The following is a 14,301-nucleotide window of genomic DNA, read 5'->3' as shown; positions in this document are numbered from 1 at the left end:
AACGGGATTCGTAAGCTGGCCCATAACAAAGCCTGTGGGAGTTTATTAATGCCCAAGCCTGTCACACTGAAACAGGGCCGTCTGGACGCCCAAACGGTGGAAGCCTACTGGCAGGACGGGTTTGCCTTTCCCATCACTGCCTTTTCACCGGAGGAAACAGAACAGTTCCGTGTTGAACTGGAAGAGATCGAAGACACATGGCGCGAAGCCGACCTGCCATTGCCCTTGACCATGTACAAGCGCCTGAACGCCCATGTGGTGATGCCCCTGGTGTCGCGCATCGCATTGGACCCAAGGGTTCTGGACGTTGTCGAAGGCGTTCTGGGACCGGACCTGCTGTTGTGGTCTGCGGAATTGTTCATCAAAGAGCCGCGCACGACACAGGTGGTCGGCATGCATCAGGATTTGACCTATTGGGGCATGGGCGAAACACCCGATCAGCTGACCGCCTGGATCGCACTATCCCCGGCAACGGTTACCAGTGGATGCATGGATTTCGTCAAAGGCAGCCACAAGAACCCGATCCTGCCGCATAATGACACGTTTTCGGACAATAACCTGCTGTCGCGCGGGCAGGAGGTCGCCGTCGATGTGGCAGACGGGGACAAGACGCATATCGAATTGCAGCCGGGGCAAATGTCGCTGCACAATGGCTTGACGATCCATGGTTCGGGGCCCAACACCTCGGATGACCGACGGATCGGTCTTGCGATCCGGTACCTGAACCCAAACGCCCAGCAAAATGTGGCCGACCGCGACTATGCGGTTTTGGCGCGGGGCGAAGATCGGGCGGGGAATTTCATCCATATCGATACGCCGACAGAGTTGTTTTCGACGCCAGCGCTGGAGCTTCACGCCCGTATCCAAGAGGATCAGACCAAGGCGATGGCGCAGGGCGTGGCGCAAACCACACGCGTGTACAAAGCCGAGGCGTCCGGCACGCCGTGAATCCGGTAAGAGTCACCGCGCAGACCCTTCCCCTTTTGCCATCCTTTCGCTATTGCAATCGCTGACCCGAATTTGTTGACGCAGGACGCATCCAATGGCGATGGAAAAGACATTCAACGCGGCCGAGGCCGAGGCCCGCATTTATGAGGCCTGGGAACAGGCCGGAGCCTTCAAGGCAGGCGCGAACCGCTCGCGCGACGAAAGCTTTACCATCATGATCCCGCCGCCCAACGTAACGGGGGCTTTGCACGTTGGCCATGCCTTCAACAACACACTTCAGGATATTCTGATCCGCTGGCACCGGATGCGCGGCTTTGACACGCTGTGGCAGCCCGGTCAGGACCACGCCGGTATTGCGACGCAGATGCAGGTGGAAAAGTTGCTGGCTGCCACCCAGCAACCCGGTCGGCGCGAACTGGGCCGTGAGAAGTTCCTTGAGAAAGTCTGGGAATGGAAGGGCGAATACGGCGGCACGATCATCGAACAGCTGAAACGTCTGGGCTCATCCTGCGACTGGTCGCGCAACGCCTTCACCATGGCCGGTGCGACGGGTGATCCGCGTACGGGGCATGAGAACTCGGCCAATTTCCACGATGCGGTGATCAAAGTCTTCGTCGATATGTACGAAAAGGGCCTGATCTATCGCGGCAAGCGTCTGGTCAACTGGGACCCGCAATTTGAGACCGCGATCTCGGATCTTGAGGTCGAGAACATCGAAGTCGCGGGCCACATGTGGCACTTCAAATACCCGCTGGCAGGTGGTGAAACCTATACCTATGTCGAGAAGGACGAGGACGGGAATATCGTGCTGGAGGAAGAGCGCGATTACATCTCAATCGCCACGACCCGCCCGGAAACCATGCTGGGTGATGGTGCGGTTGCGGTTCATCCGTCGGATGAGCGTTACGCGCCAATCGTCGGTAAACTCTGCGAAATTCCGGTTGGGCCGAAAGAGCATCGCCGTCAGATCCCGATTATCACCGATGACTATCCCGATCCCGATTTCGGCTCGGGCGCAGTGAAGATCACCGGGGCGCATGATTTCAACGACAACATGGTGGCTAAACGCGGCGGCATTCCGATGTACCGCCTGATGGACACCAAGGGAGCCATGCGGGCCGATGGTGCGCCTTATGACCAAGAGGCGGGCAAGGCACAGGAATACGCCCGTGGGCGTGAATTCACTGAGAACGAGATCGACGCGATCAACCTTGTCCCCGATCACTTGCGCGGACTCGACCGGTTCGAGGCCCGGGCGAAGGTGGTGGAAGAGATCACCGCCGATGGTTTGGCCGTGATGACCCGCGCCGACAATCCAGTTCTGGGCACCAAGCTGGGCGAGGATGATGATCCCACAGCGCTGGTACCGCTGGTCGAGAGCAAACCGATCATGCAGCCTTTTGGCGACCGCTCGAAAGTTGTGATCGAGCCTATGTTCACCGACCAATGGTTCGTGGATGCCGAAAAGGTCGTCGGCCCCGCGCTGGATGCGGTCAAGGACGGCACGGTCAAGATCATCCCCGAGTCAGGCGAGAAGACCTATTACCACTGGCTGGAAAACATCGAGCCCTGGTGCATCTCGCGCCAGCTGTGGTGGGGGCATCAGATTCCGGTTTGGTATGGGCTAGACCTGTCTGCCGATGACTTCATCGACGACGAGAGTGACGGCGACCTTGATCTGGTCGAGATGGGCCGTTTGCTGAATGAAGGCGGCATGCTGCACCGTGGCAATGTCATGGAATGTGCAGCGAGCCTTGAGGCCGTTACCGAAAAATTTCTCGACGATAATGCCAACATTCCCAGCCCGCTGAGCCACGCGACGGTCATCGAAGTCGCCGACAAGCAGGAAGCGATTCATCAATTCGCCGAAAGCCTTGCTCAGTACGCAGTTGAACAAGACCCGACCAAGCTGGTCTACCCGGTTTGGCGCGACCCCGATGTCCTCGACACCTGGTTTTCCTCCGGTCTCTGGCCCATCGGTACGCTGGGCTGGCCCGAACAAACCGAGGAGTTGGAACGCTACTTCCCCACGGACGTTCTGATCACCGGTTTCGACATCCTGTTCTTCTGGGTTGCCCGGATGATGATGATGCAACTGGCCGTAGTCGATCAGATCCCGTTTCACACCGTCTACCTGCACCAGCTTGTCCGGGACGAGAAGGGCAAGAAGATGTCCAAGACCACCGGCAACGTCATCGACCCGCTTGAAATTGTCGACGAATTCGGCGCCGACGCGCTGCGGTTCACCAATGCTTCGATGGCGGCGATTGGTGGTGTGCTGAAACTGTCCCGCGAACGCATCACCGGCTATCGCAACTTCGGCACCAAGCTGTGGAATGCCGTCCGTTTTGCCGAGATGAACGAGGTCTTCACCGACGCCGTTCCGCAATTGGACGTGGCCGACCTGAAACCCAAGGCCGCGGTGAACCGCTGGATCATCGGCGAAACCGCCCGCGTGCGGGAAGAAGTCGACGCGGCGCTGGAAAGCTATCGCTTCAACGACGCGGCCAACGGGCTGTATGCCTTTGTCTGGGGCAAGGTCTGCGACTGGTACGTGGAACTGTCGAAACCCCTGCTGCAGGGCGATGACGCCGAAGCACAGGCCGAGACCCGCGCCACCATGCGCTGGGTTCTGGATCAGTGCATGGTCTTGTTGCACCCGATCATGCCCTTTGTCACCGAAGAGCTGTGGGGCCTGACCGGCAATCGCGCAAAGATGGTCGTTCACGCCGACTGGCCGACCTACGCCGCCGCTGAACTGATCGACGCGGATGCGGATCGTGAGATGAACTGGGTGATCTCAGTAATCGAAAACACACGCTCGGCCCGTGCCCAGATGCGCGTTCCGGCCGGTCTTTACGTACCGATGCTGGTGACCGAAATCGATACAAACGGTCAAGCGGCTTGGGACCGCAACGAAGCGCTGATCAAACGTCTGGCGCGGATCGATAGCCTGACCAAGGCGGACGAACTGCCCAAGGGTACCATCTCAATCGCCGCCCCCGGCGCCTCTTTCGGCCTGCCGCTGGCCGATATCATCGATATCGGTGCCGAAAAGGAACGGCTTGAAAAAGCCAAAGGCAAGCTTGCCAAAGAGCTCGGCGGTCTGCGTGGCCGTCTGAACAACCCCAAATTCGTGGCCTCGGCCCCGGAAGAGGTTGTTGCCGAAGCCAAGGCCAACCTCGCCGCCCGCGAAGAAGAAGAGGCCAAACTGAACGAGGCGCTCGCCCGTCTGGCCGAAATCGCCTGATCTTCATCTTTTTCCAAATACTCAATTTCCGAACCCCGCCGCTGATCCGGCGGGGTTTTCTTTTATGCGCAAAGCGCTTGCCCGTCCCTGCCCCCGCTTGTTAGCAATCGGCAATCGCAACCGTCCGAGGTCGGCATGACACACACAGCCCCACCGTTCCAGACAATCTCCACCGGGCTGGTTGTTGCCATTGTCGGGTTCTTCAGTTCCTTTCCCATCGTGCTGCAGGGCGTGGCCGCAATGGGCGCATCCCCAGCGCAGGCGGCGTCTGGTTTGATGATGGCCGCCATTGCCATGGGCCTGACCGCCATCGCGCTTAGCCTATGGTATCGTCAGCCGATCAGCGTGGCCTGGTCTACACCGGGTGCGGCGCTGCTGGCGGTGTCTGCCACGCCGGCCCTCGGGTTCGCCGAGGCAACGGGTGCATTCCTTTGTGCAGGGGCGTTGACCGTATTGGCGGGGCTCTGGCGGCCCTTGGGACGGTTGGCTGCGGCGATACCCACAACGCTGGCGCAGGCGATGCTGGGCGGCGTGTTGCTGCCGCTCTGCATCTTGCCCTTTCAGGCTGCGGTTGAACTGCCGTGGCAAACCTTGCCTGTGATTCTAACATGGTTCCTCGCAGGCCGGATCAATCGTCTGTTCGCCGTACCAGCAGCGGTAATTGCTGCGGCTATCATCGTGGTATTGAACGCGGGGGATGCGTCGCTGACGCCGACGCAGTGGATCGCGGCCCCGGTCTGGACCACACCCAAATTCTCAGTGGCTTCAGTCATCGGAATCGCCGTTCCGCTGTTCATTGTCACAATGGCCACGCAGAACATCCCCGGCATCGCGGTGATCCGCAGCTTTGGCTATGCGCCGCAGACAGGCAAGCTGTTCTCGGCGGTCGGCATTTCCAGCATCCTGTCCTCGCCGTTTGGGGCGCCCGCCACCTGCCTTGCCGCGATCACCGCTGCGATGTGTTCGAATGAAGACAGCCATCCAGACCCCGCACTGCGCTATTGGTCTGCCGTGATGGGGGGCGTGTTCTATTGCCTGTTCGGGGTGTTCGCCGTGGCCATCACCGGGTTCGCCATTCATGCTGACCCGATGCTGATGGGCACGCTGACCGGTATTGCCTTGATCGGCGTAATGGCCAATGCCACCTCAGCCGCGCTGGAGGTTCCTGCTGAACGTGAAGCGGCCATCCTGACCTTTGCCATCACAGCCTCGGGCATCACTGCGTTTGGTCTGGGCGCGGCGGTCTGGGGTCTGCTGGCGGGCGGGATTGCCTATCTGGTGTCGCAACGGGTCAGATAGACAGTTTTGTTGGTGCCGCAGATCGCTTAGACTACGCCCATGCTTGGGAAACTCGGAAAACTGGTCGAACGCCAGATCAAAAAGGCTCAGGCCGAAGGTCAATTGCAGGGTTTGGACGGCGAAGGCCAACCGCTGCCCGACCGGTCATCAGAAGCCATGAGTGACCCGGCCATCGCCGCCGGTCATCGGATCATGGCGCAGGCTGGGGTATTGCCGGAAGAGTTCGACATCAAGAAACAGCTCGATGCAGCGCGACAAAACTATGCGACCTTGACGGACCCTGCCGAGCGAAAAGCCGCAATGGCCCATATCGCCGATCTGGAAATGCGTTACAACATGGCCCGCGATGCGAGGCGGGCCTTTATGCGCTGATCATTTGAACTCGGGCTTGCGGCCCTGCATCCGCGCCATCACCACTTCCATCTGGTCGGGCTTGCCGATCAGTTCCACCTGCTCAGCCGATTCCGCCATCAGTACGTCGGCGCGGCCCTGAGATTCGGCTATTTCGATCAGACGTTTGGCGGCACGAATGGCCGAAGGGCTTTGACCGGCGATGTTTTCAGCAATGGCCAAAGCTTCGGTCAAAGGATCATCAGAAAGCTGCGTAACAAGACCCCAGTCAGCTGCCTGAAGCGCACCGATAGGGCGTGCCGTATAGGTCAGAAGGCGCAGCACGTCCGAACGGACCAGCCGGGGCAGCAGAATCATGCCGCCCATATCTGGGATGATGCCCCATTTCATTTCCATCACGGCCAGTTTCGCTTCGGGATGAGCAAGGCGAATATCCGCGCCCAGCGCGATTTGCAGGCCACCACCATAGGCCACACCCTGAATGGCGCAGATCACCGGAACCGGGACGCGGCGCCAAATCAGGGCCAGTTCCTGCATCTCATTGGCGTCCTCATGACTGCGGGTCATCAGCCATTCCGTGGGGTCCATATGAGCCATCTTGGCAAAGCTTGCCATGTCGAGGCCCGCGCAAAAGCTCTTGCCCTCACCGGAAAGAACCACAGCGCGGGCATCCGAGGCCGCGACCTCTTGCCCCGCGGACAGCAGCGCCTTGATCATCGCGTCATCCAGTGCGTTCATCTTGTCGCCACGGGTCAGGGTGACATGGGCAACATGGTCTTTGTAGGTGACGGATACGCGTGACATGGGGGACCTCCCGAAATTCAATTGCCCCAACAATGCCCGGCCCGGCGGCCGAATACCACTGCGACGTCAGGGCAAATCGCTGACGGGCATCCGCCCGAACCACGGGGAATCGAGGGTCATGACATATAACTGGTCGCCTACGACCTTGCCCCCGGTTGTGATACCTAAACGGCCCTGCGGGTCTTGCAGCGTGCGGAAGATGCGACCTTCACCGTCGAACTGCACCATCATGCCACGATGGATAGGTGCAGGGCGGACGGCCGGACCGAGCCGCCAGATCACCTTGCGCAAAAGCGGGTATGGCATCAGCGCCTCTGACGGTACGCGTGGGCTGGCAAACGCCATCCAATAGGTGCCATCGCCCTGCGCCTCGATGTTATCGGGATACCCTGGCAGGTTATCCATCAGAACGTCTTGCTGCCCGGCCCTGGGACCGCTCAGCCACAACTTGTGCACCCGTGCGCGACCCGTTTCTGCGATCAGCAAAAAGTCTTCATCCGGGGAAAGGGCAACGCCATTGGTGTACACAAACCCTTCGGCGATCTTCTGGGTGGTGCCGTCGGGTGTGTGGCGCGCGACATAGCCGGTGTCGGACTGCTCCCAAATGGTCAAGACCGAGGTTGGCTTGGTTCCACCCATTGTTTCGGGATCAAAACGGTCAGAGGAGTTCGAGAAATAGATCGTGCCATCCTGTGCCACATCCAATTGGTTGGCATAGATCACCGGCACTCCGTTGATGTCAGCTACCACTGTTTCCAACGTGCCTGGCCCTGTCCAGCGCATCACGCCGCGAAAGCTGTCAGCGATGTAAAGCGCGCCGTCAGGCCCGGCCTTAAGACCCAGAGGACGTCTGCCCAAACGGTCGACCTCAACGGGTTCTTCTCCGTCGATGCGATAGAGGACACCTGTCAGGCTGGTTGTGTACACCGTTCCATCGGGCATCACGGCGATATCTTCGGGGCCAATCTCTTCCCCTGGAAGGCGGATAAGCTGTGCGACATCCAGTGCCGTGTTTTCCGAGAAATCCCCTGTAAACCCAGCATCTTCCGGCATTTCAACAGCGACGGGCGTAACCGGGACGGGCCAGAACAAAAGATAGGCGAGGCCCAAGAGAATAACAGCGAAGAGAATGCGCATCTGTGATCCTTTATTCAAAATCTTTTCCAGCGTGCCGGATGCCGCACGCTTGCTCAATGTTCGGGCTTGGGGTTATCTGCGCACATGACCGGACCTCGATACACCCTGCTTGCCCAATCCCTGCCCGCCACCGTGCCCTTTGTCGGCCCCGAAACGCAAGAGCGGCAGCGCGGTGCGCCGTTTGTTGCGCGTCTGGGTGCGAATGAAAGCGTGTTTGGCCCCTCACCACGGGCCATCGAGGCCATGACGCAGGCTGCATCTGAAATCTGGATGTATGGCGATCCCGAAAACCATGACTTGCGCAACGCTGTGGCAGACCATCATGGGGTGACGCCAGAGAATATCGTTGTGGGCGAAGGGATTGACGGGCTTCTGGGTTATCTGGTGCGTCTGCTTATCGGTCCTGGAGATGCCGTGGTGACATCGGACGGAGCCTATCCAACCTTCAACTATCATGTGGCCGGGTTCGGAGGTGATCTGCACAAGGTGCTTTATTCCGGCGATCACGAAGACCCGGCAGCGTTGTTTGCAAAGGCGGCCGAGGTCAGCGCCAAGCTGGTTTATCTGGCAAACCCGGACAACCCGATGGGCAGCTGGCATTCGGGTGCCGATATCGTAGAGGCGATGGAAGCCTTGCCGGAAGGTTGCCTGCTGGTTCTGGATGAGGCTTACGTGGAATGTGCGCCCGAGGGGACGGCGGCCCCCGTCAGCGTGGATGATCCCCGCGTGATCCGAATGCGGACGTTTTCCAAGGCCTACGGCATGGCCGGCGCGCGCGTTGGTTATGCAATGGGTGCGCCCGAACTGATCGCGGCCTTCAACAAAGTGCGCAACCATTTCGGCATGAACCGTGCGTCGCAAGCCGGGGCTTTGGCGGCTTTGCAGGACGGCGCGTGGCTGGAGCACATTCAGGCACAAATCGCAGAGGCGCGTGAGCGGATCGTCGCGATCGTCCGCGAGAACGGGTTGGAACCCCTGCCTTCGGCCACCAATTTCGTGGCGATTGACTGTGGGCAGGACGGGGTGTTTGCGAAGGCCGTGCTGGATGCATTGGTCGCGCAAGGGGTATTTGTTCGGATGCCGTTTGCGGCTCCGCAGAACAGGTGCATTCGGGTAAGCTGCGGTGGCGAGTCCGATCTGGAGGCTTTTGCGACAGCTTTGCCCAAGGCGCTTGCAGAAGCGCGGGCATGGACAGACTGATCTTTTTTCCTTTGGGTTAGGAAGTATAGGGGGGCTGTCTGCCCCCCATCGCGCCACAGCGCGATTCCCCCCGAGGATATTTCCAGCCAGATGAAGAGGCGGATCGGATCCAGCGCGCAAGTGTTGTGTCAGGTGGCCAGCACGGCGGCAGCGGCCTCGAGGGCCCCCTTGCCACGTGGAATACCAAGTGCGGCCATGCCCGTTTCCATACCGCCCAGAATGGCCATCACCATCTGCCCGTTGATGTGGCCCATATGGCCGAGGCGGAAACAGCCGTCATAGTCTTCCATCCCCAACCCAATGCCCAGTGTCAGGCCCAGCTGGGTTTCGGTGTATGAGCGTAAGGCCGTTCCGCGTCCATCGGTCAGACGCAGAGCGGTTACCGCGTGACTGCGGTGGGCGCGGTCAGCGACGTTCATTTGCAGCGCGCCTTCTTCGGCCCATGTCTCACACGCCGCCCAAATGGCCTTGGCCAGCTGTTTGTGGCGGGTCCAGACCTGTTCTATCCCTTCCGAGTGGATCAGGTCCAGTGAAGCGCGCAAGCCGTAGAGATGATGTGTCGGCGCAGTGCCGTTGAAATACTGGTAGAACAAGTCAGGATTGGCGCGCGGCTGCCAGTCCCAGTATTGCGAAACACGCGGCATGGTGGCTCGTTTGGCTTGCGCTTTTTCGTTGTAGAAAACAAAGCCGACCCCCGCCGGGACCATCAGACCTTTCTGACAGGCGGTGACCATAACATCGACACCCCATTCATCCATCTCGAACCGGTCGCAGCCCAGCGAAGCGATACAGTCTGCCATCAACAGTGCGGGGTGTTCCAGATCGTCCAGAAGCTTGCGAAGCGCCGGGATGTCGTTGAGGATTGAACTGGAGGTATCCACATGCACCGCCAGAACGGCCTTGATCTGGCGCTTCTCATCAGCGCGCAACGCGTCTGCGATCCGGTCGAAATCCCAAGCTGAGGATGTTCCGAAGTCGATCAGCTGCACCTTTGCCCCGATCCCTTCGGCCATTTCTGCCCAGCCATGGGTGAACCGACCCGAAGCAGGGGCCAGAACGGTTTCGCCGGGCGCGATGACGTTGGACAGCGCCGCTTCCCATGTGCCGTGACCATTGGCGATATAGATGGCTACGTTGTGCTGTGTTCCAGCAACCCGACGCAGATCATTGGTCAGGGCAGGCATCATATCGATCAGTTCCCCATCATAGATATTGGGCGACGGGCGATGCATGGCCTGCAGAACCGCGTCCGGCATGACCGAAGGACCGGGGATGGCCAAAAATGTCCGCCCCTGGGAAAGGGAAACTGTCTGTGTCATGGGGTCAACCTGTATGAGTTGACGCCCACATTACCGAGAGGCCGCGCCGCGTCAATCCGCCAGCTTCGACGCCTCGTGCGCGAGTGTTTCAATCCCGGCCCAATCGCTGGCTTCGACCATTTGCTTCGGCGCGACCCAGCTGCCGCCAGCACAGATCACATTGGATAACGACAGGTAATCACGAGCGTTTGTGGGCGACACTCCTCCTGTGGGGCAGAAACTGATTTGCGGCAGGGGTGCACCGATAGCTTTGAGCGCAGGAGCGCCGCCCGAGGCCTCGGCGGGGAAGAATTTCAGCATGTCATAGCCTTTTTCCAACAGGGCCATCGCTTCGCTTGCCGTGGCGGCACCGGGCAGCAGCGGAAGGCCCTCGGCCTCGCACGCTGCAATCAACGCGTCGGTTGCGCCCGGAGAGACACCAAATTGGGCGCCCGCTTCTTTGGCGACACGGACGTCTTCGGGCGTCACCAACGTGCCTGCGCCGACCACACCACCGGGCACTTCGGCCATGGCACGGATGGCGTCCAGAGCAGCCGGTGTGCGCAAGGTGACTTCCAGCGCCGGCAGACCACCAGCCACCAGCGCCTCGGCCAACGGGCGCGCCTGCGCCGCATCATCAATGACCAATACTGGAACGATGGGCGCCAGAGCGCAGATTTCGCGGGTGCGTTGGGTTTTCGTCATCACTTATACTCCGAATATGCTGGCACCTGTGTCGGCGGACCCGACATTCTGCCGGAACGCACCGAAGAGGTCGCGCCCGACACCGTGTTGATTGGCTGAAAGATCGGCAGTGGCGGGGGGTCGGTCCAGTACGCCTTCGGTCAGGATTTCCAACTGACCCTGCACCGCATCAACGCGCAGGATGTCACCATCCTGCAGACGCGCTATGGCACCGCCGTCCAGCGCTTCGGGGCAGACATGGATGGCTGCGGGAACCTTGCCCGACGCTCCGGACATGCGGCCATCGGTGACAAGCGCTACTTTTTGTCCCCGACCTTGCAGGATCGACAGAATGGGGGTCAGCGAATGCAACTCGGGCATCCCGTTCGCCTTGGGGCCCTGGAAGCGTACGACAATGATGACGTCATCGGTGAACTCTCCGGCCTTGAAGGCGGTTTTGACATCGTCCTGATCATGGAATACGCGCACGGGGGCTTCGACCACCTGATGTTCAGGAGCGACTGCTGAAACCTTCATTACCCCGGTGCCCAGATTGCCCGTCAGGCGCGACAGACCCCCGGTTGGTTGGAACGGGTCTTTGGCCGGGCGCAGAATCTTGTCGTTCAGGCTGTGGTCGGTGCCGTCCTGCCAGATGAGGTCTCCGTCGAACAGTTTGGGTTCCTTGGTATAGTTTTGCAGTCCTTGACCCGCGACGGTCAGCGTATCGGGGTGCAAGAGTCCATCGTCCAGCAGCGTGCCGATCGTATAGCCGAGACCGCCAGCGGCGTGATAGTGGTTCACATCGGCCAGGCCGTTGGGATAAACGCGCGCAACCAAAGGCACCACGGCAGAGATGTCCGAAAAATCTTGCCAATCCAGCACGATACCACCTGCCCGCGCCATAGCGATCAAATGGATCAGCAGGTTGGTCGATCCGCCCGTCGCCATCAACCCCACGATGCCGTTCACAAAGGCACGTTCATCAAGGATCTGGCAGACCGGCGTGTAGTGGTTGCCCAACGCGCTAAGCGACAGGGCGCGGCGCGCGCCTTCTTCGGTCAAGGCATCACGCAAGGGCGTGTTCGGATTGACAAAGCTGGATCCCGGCAGGTGCAGGCCCATGAACTCCATCAACATCTGGTTGGTGTTGGCCGTGCCATAGAAGGTGCAGGTGCCGGGGCCGTGATAGGCGGCCATTTCAGCGGCCATCAGCTCTTCGCGGCCAACCTCACCCGCAGCGAATTTCTGACGGACTTTGGCTTTTTCGTCGTTCGGCAACCCGCTGGTCATGGGCCCGGCAGGTAGAAATACCGCAGGTAGGTGGCCAAAGGCCTGCGCACCGATGATCAGTCCGGGGACGATCTTGTCACACACGCCAAGAAATACCGCCGCATCATAAGTGTTATGGCTGAGCGCCACGCCAGTCGCCAGCGCGATCACATCGCGCGAGAACAGCGACAGTTCCATCCCTGCTTCGCCCTGCGTAACGCCATCACACATAGCTGGCACGCCCCCTGCAACCTGAGCGGTGCCGCCAGCTGCGCGGATCGCCTGGCGGATCAGTTCGGGATAGCGCTCGAACGGCTGATGCGCGGACAGCATGTCGTTATAGGCTGTGACGATGCCCAGATTGCCTGCTGTGCCAGTGGCCATGGACTGCTGGTCTTCACCCGCACCTGCAAAAGCATGAGCCTGACCGCTGCAAGACAGATGCGCGCGAGCCGGGCCTTTGGACCTGGCCTGGTCCATTCGTTCCAAGTGAGGACCGCGCAGATCGGCGCTGCGGTCGACGATCCGTTTTGTGACGTCGGCAATTACTGTGTGTACCATGATTACCCTCCGATCTGACGCCACCGGCGTCCATCGCGATGCATCAGCATCAGTGCTTCTTCGGGACCTGAACTGCCCTGATCGTACCGGGACGGGCGGTCTCCGCGCTGTTCCCAGCCGTGAATGATGGGATCGACCCAAGCCCAGGCGGCTTCGGCCTCGTCACCGCGCATGAACAGTGTCTGATCGCCACGGATGACATCCATGATCAGCCGCTCATAAGCGTCCGGGGCTTGTGCTTCGGCCCCAAGGGCATCGGCAAAGCTCATGTCGAGGGCCACGTCCGACAAGCGGAAGCCACCCGGCCCAGGATCCTTTATCGTGGTGCGCAGGGTGATGCCTTCGTCAGGCTGCAAGCGGATCACCAGCACATTTCCGTGCAGCGGGCCGACATTGGGGAAAATCGTGTGTGGCGGATCGCGGAAGAAAACCGCGATCTCGGATTCGCGCGCGCGCAGGCGTTTTCCGGTGCGCAGATAGAACGGCACACCTGCCCAACGCCAATTGCCAATATGAACCTTGAGGGCAATGAAGCTTTCGGTTCGGCTGGCGGGATTGCCGACATGATCGACATAGCCGCCCTCGCCCTTGTCCGCCCGGTATTGGCCGCGTGCAATATCTTTGGGCTCGACCGGCTCCAGCGCTTCGATCACCTTGACCTTTTCATCGCGCACGGCGTTGGGAGCGTATTTCGAAGGTGGCTCCATCGCTGTCAGACACAGCAATTGCACCAGATGGTTCTGAATCATATCCCGCATTGCACCGGATTGATCGTAATAGGCCCCGCGCCCTTCTACGCCCACGGTCTCGGCCACGGTGATCTGAACGTGATCGATATGGGTGGAATTCCATAGCGGCTCGAACAGCGAATTCGCGAAACGAAGCGCCATCAGGTTCTGCACGGTTTCCTTGCCCAGATAATGGTCGATCCGGTAAATCTGATGTTCTTCAAAACAGGCGCGCAATCCTTCGTTCAGCGCCTTGGCCGATGTCAGATCATGACCAAACGGCTTTTCGACCACGATGCGGCTGTCGGGTGTGGCCAAACCGGTGTCATGCAAACGCTGCGCAATCCCAGCGAACAGGCTTGGCCCCACCGATAGATAAAAGGCCCGCACAACATCATCACGCACCAGTTTTATCAGATCAGACCACCCGGCATCGCCCATGGCATCCACGGGCACGTATTCAACATGTGCCAGGAACCGGTCCAGTGTCTCGGCAGAAAAACCCGGAGCAAATTGCTGCATCGAGGCGCGGACCTGCTCGCGGAACCCATCGCTGTCGACTTCCGACCGCGCCGTACCGATGATCCGCGCGCCCTTGGGCATTTGCCCAATCGCAAATCGATGGTACAGGCCCGGCAAGATCTTGCGTTGCGCCAGATCGCCGGTGGCCCCAAACAGCACCAGATCGAATGGTTCTACCGGAATTACGCGTGAAACCATCACGGGCTCCTTCTGAGTGTGCCGATATCAACCTAGCATGGCGCAAGACCGC

11 protein-coding genes are annotated in these 14,301 nt (G+C 60.0%); 5 read left to right on the top strand and 6 right to left on the bottom strand.

Translation table 11 applies throughout. The features are described 5' to 3' along the window. Positions 1-48: 48 nt before the first annotated feature. The 4 genes from AC2FJZ_RS01125 to AC2FJZ_RS01110 all read left to right on the top strand — a co-directional run bounded on the left by AC2FJZ_RS01125 (position 49) and on the right by AC2FJZ_RS01110 (position 5,869). Complete coding sequence (locus AC2FJZ_RS01125; protein ID WP_496775783.1) at positions 49-948, top strand: phytanoyl-CoA dioxygenase family protein; 900 nt, start codon at positions 49-51, stop codon at positions 946-948. A 94-nt stretch (positions 949-1,042) separates the two neighbouring features. Beyond that, on the top strand, positions 1,043-4,198 hold the full coding sequence (locus AC2FJZ_RS01120) for a valine--tRNA ligase (protein ID WP_496775781.1): 3,156 nt from the start codon (positions 1,043-1,045) through the stop codon (positions 4,196-4,198). 135 nt (positions 4,199-4,333) lie between these two features. Continuing rightward, complete coding sequence (locus AC2FJZ_RS01115) at positions 4,334-5,497, top strand: benzoate/H(+) symporter BenE family transporter (protein WP_496775780.1); 1,164 nt, start codon at positions 4,334-4,336, stop codon at positions 5,495-5,497. A gap of 39 nt (positions 5,498-5,536) precedes the next feature. Next, positions 5,537-5,869, top strand: a complete 333-nt coding sequence (locus tag AC2FJZ_RS01110; RefSeq protein ID WP_496775779.1) for a DnaJ family domain-containing protein — start codon at positions 5,537-5,539, stop codon at positions 5,867-5,869. On the opposite strand, the gene AC2FJZ_RS01105 is transcribed toward AC2FJZ_RS01110, so the two are convergent. Both AC2FJZ_RS01105 and AC2FJZ_RS01100 read right to left on the bottom strand, forming a co-directional pair. After that, positions 5,870-6,652: a crotonase/enoyl-CoA hydratase family protein gene (locus tag AC2FJZ_RS01105; protein WP_496775778.1), complete on the bottom strand. Its 783-nt coding sequence runs from the start codon at positions 6,650-6,652 to the stop codon at positions 5,870-5,872. A gap of 66 nt (positions 6,653-6,718) precedes the next feature. Next, positions 6,719-7,789, bottom strand: a complete 1,071-nt coding sequence (locus tag AC2FJZ_RS01100; RefSeq protein ID WP_496775777.1) for an SMP-30/gluconolactonase/LRE family protein — start codon at positions 7,787-7,789, stop codon at positions 6,719-6,721. An 84-nt stretch (positions 7,790-7,873) separates the two neighbouring features. On the opposite strand from AC2FJZ_RS01100, the gene AC2FJZ_RS01095 reads away from it, so the two are divergent. Next, positions 7,874-8,989, top strand: coding sequence for a pyridoxal phosphate-dependent aminotransferase (locus tag AC2FJZ_RS01095; protein WP_496667492.1), 1,116 nt, complete (start codon positions 7,874-7,876; stop codon positions 8,987-8,989). 128 nt (positions 8,990-9,117) lie between these two features. On the opposite strand, the gene AC2FJZ_RS01090 is transcribed toward AC2FJZ_RS01095, so the two are convergent. From AC2FJZ_RS01090 to zwf, 4 genes are read right to left on the bottom strand one after another with little or no spacing between them, the layout of a single operon-like run. Then, a complete protein-coding gene (locus AC2FJZ_RS01090) occupies positions 9,118-10,308 on the bottom strand; it encodes a pyridoxal-phosphate-dependent aminotransferase family protein (protein ID WP_496775776.1) in 1,191 nt (396 codons plus the stop codon). 51 nt (positions 10,309-10,359) lie between these two features. After that, complete coding sequence (locus AC2FJZ_RS01085; protein WP_496775775.1) at positions 10,360-10,992, bottom strand: bifunctional 4-hydroxy-2-oxoglutarate aldolase/2-dehydro-3-deoxy-phosphogluconate aldolase; 633 nt, start codon at positions 10,990-10,992, stop codon at positions 10,360-10,362. A 3-nt stretch (positions 10,993-10,995) separates the two neighbouring features. Then, entirely contained in the window at positions 10,996-12,801 is a 1,806-nt protein-coding gene (gene edd, locus AC2FJZ_RS01080; protein ID WP_496775774.1) for a phosphogluconate dehydratase, read from the bottom strand. A 2-nt stretch (positions 12,802-12,803) separates the two neighbouring features. Then, complete coding sequence (gene zwf, locus AC2FJZ_RS01075; RefSeq protein WP_496775773.1) at positions 12,804-14,249, bottom strand: glucose-6-phosphate dehydrogenase; 1,446 nt, start codon at positions 14,247-14,249, stop codon at positions 12,804-12,806. Positions 14,250-14,301 lie beyond the last annotated feature (52 nt).

The organism is Ruegeria sp. CDSA079 (assembly GCF_059612245.1).
This window is presented reverse-complemented; position numbering and strand designations above follow the sequence as displayed.

What these genes read in the sequence shown, in the direction of transcription:
- AC2FJZ_RS01125 (WP_496775783.1), top strand. Translation starts at nt 49, where the DNA reads ATGCCCAAGCCTGTCACACTGAAACAGGGCCGTCTGGACGCCCAAACG.
- AC2FJZ_RS01120 (WP_496775781.1), top strand. Translation starts at nt 1,043, where the DNA reads ATGGCGATGGAAAAGACATTCAACGCGGCCGAGGCCGAGGCCCGCATT.
- AC2FJZ_RS01115 (WP_496775780.1), top strand. Translation starts at nt 4,334, where the DNA reads ATGACACACACAGCCCCACCGTTCCAGACAATCTCCACCGGGCTGGTT.
- AC2FJZ_RS01110 (WP_496775779.1), top strand. Translation starts at nt 5,537, where the DNA reads ATGCTTGGGAAACTCGGAAAACTGGTCGAACGCCAGATCAAAAAGGCT.
- AC2FJZ_RS01105 (WP_496775778.1), bottom strand. Translation starts at nt 6,652, where the DNA reads ATGTCACGCGTATCCGTCACCTACAAAGACCATGTTGCCCATGTCACC.
- AC2FJZ_RS01100 (WP_496775777.1), bottom strand. Translation starts at nt 7,789, where the DNA reads ATGCGCATTCTCTTCGCTGTTATTCTCTTGGGCCTCGCCTATCTTTTG.
- AC2FJZ_RS01095 (WP_496667492.1), top strand. Translation starts at nt 7,874, where the DNA reads ATGACCGGACCTCGATACACCCTGCTTGCCCAATCCCTGCCCGCCACC.
- AC2FJZ_RS01090 (WP_496775776.1), bottom strand. Translation starts at nt 10,308, where the DNA reads ATGACACAGACAGTTTCCCTTTCCCAGGGGCGGACATTTTTGGCCATC.
- AC2FJZ_RS01085 (WP_496775775.1), bottom strand. Translation starts at nt 10,992, where the DNA reads ATGACGAAAACCCAACGCACCCGCGAAATCTGCGCTCTGGCGCCCATC.
- edd (WP_496775774.1), bottom strand. Translation starts at nt 12,801, where the DNA reads ATGGTACACACAGTAATTGCCGACGTCACAAAACGGATCGTCGACCGC.
- zwf (WP_496775773.1), bottom strand. Translation starts at nt 14,249, where the DNA reads ATGGTTTCACGCGTAATTCCGGTAGAACCATTCGATCTGGTGCTGTTT.